Origin of the sequence: Mesorhizobium sp. M0159 (genome assembly GCF_040322295.1) — a bacterium.
Classification (GTDB): Bacteria; Pseudomonadota; Alphaproteobacteria; order Rhizobiales; family Rhizobiaceae; genus Mesorhizobium.
In genome coordinates this window covers 1-1,231 of record NZ_JAMYTF010000133.1, presented here as the reverse complement: position 1 = coordinate 1,231, position 1,231 = coordinate 1, and the positions used below count along the sequence as shown (strand labels likewise).

Genomic DNA, 1,231 nt, shown 5'->3' with positions numbered 1-1,231 from the left:
CGCCCTGATTGCCGTGGCCTACGGCCTGATCCCCGCCTATGCGTCGAGCTATCTCGTCGAGGCGATCCTGCTGCCGTTCCTTGCGCTCAGCCTGGCGGCGGTCGGCCTCAACCTTTTGACCGGCTATTGCGGCCAGCTTTCGCTGGGCTCCTCCGCCTTCATGGCGGTCGGCGCTTTCGCCGCCTACAATTTCAACCTTCGGGTCGAAGGACTGCCGCTGTTAGCGACCATGGTCCTGGCCGGGATTTCGGCCGCCGGCATCGGCGTCGTGTTCGGATTGCCGAGCCTGCGCCTGCGCGGCTTCTATCTCGCCGTCTCGACGCTCGCCGCCCAGTTCTTCGTGCAGTGGGCGCTGACCAAGTTCGGCTGGTTCTCCAACGACAACCCTTCCGGGGTGATCTCGGCGCCGCACCTTGCCGTTGCGGGCTTCTCGCTCGACAGGGCGACGGGCCGCTACCTGCTCTCGGTGACCACGGTCATCGTGCTCACGGCGCTCGTCTGGCGCCTGGTCAACAGCGCGACCGGCCGCAATTTCATCGCCGTGCGCGACAACGAAACCGCCGCGCGCGTGATTGGCGTCCCTGTGCTGAAGACCAAGCTGCTGGCGTTCGCCATTTCGTCCTTCATCATCGGCGTCGCCGGCGTGCTGTGGGCCTTCACCTATCTGCGCACTGTCGAGCCGGCCGGCTTCAATCTAGACCGCTCATTCCAGATACTGTTCATCATCATCATCGGCGGGCTGGCTTCGATACGCGGCGCCTTTCTGGGAGCGGCGTTCATCGTCATCTTTCCGCTCATCCTGTCGCGGCTTGGCGCCTTCCTGTTTGGCGGACTGTTCGATTCGGGTGTGCTCGATATGAGCCAGCGCATCGCGCTCGGCGCGCTCATCATCATCTTCCTCATCGCGGAACCGAACGGGCTGTCGGCCCTCTTTGACCGCCTGAAACGACGGATCGGCTCAAGGTCCAGCTGAGCGCCGCTCGACTTCCTCCTCTCACGGACCACAACCTCAGGAGACGCAAGCAATGACCTTCTTCAGCCACCTACGAAAAGCGGCGATCGCCACGACCTTCGTCCTCGGCGCGACGGCGGTTCACGCCGACGAACAATATTTTCCTCTGCAGAGCTACCGCGTCGGCCCTTACGCCGCCGGCGGCACCGGCTTCTTCGGCGGCTTCATCGACTATCTCAACCTGATCAACATCCGCGACGGCGGCGTCAACGGCGTCAA

The 1,231-nt window shown here is 63.8% G+C and carries 1 protein-coding gene and 1 pseudogene; both read left to right on the top strand.

What is annotated here, in order from left to right:
• On the top strand, window positions 1-973 hold a 973-nt coding region (locus NKJ32_RS35370; RefSeq protein ID WP_352830577.1), incomplete at its 5' end, for a branched-chain amino acid ABC transporter permease.
• A gap of 52 nt (window positions 974-1,025) precedes the next feature.
• Window positions 1,026-1,231, top strand: a pseudogene (locus tag NKJ32_RS35365) (ABC transporter substrate-binding protein); the annotation flags it as partial.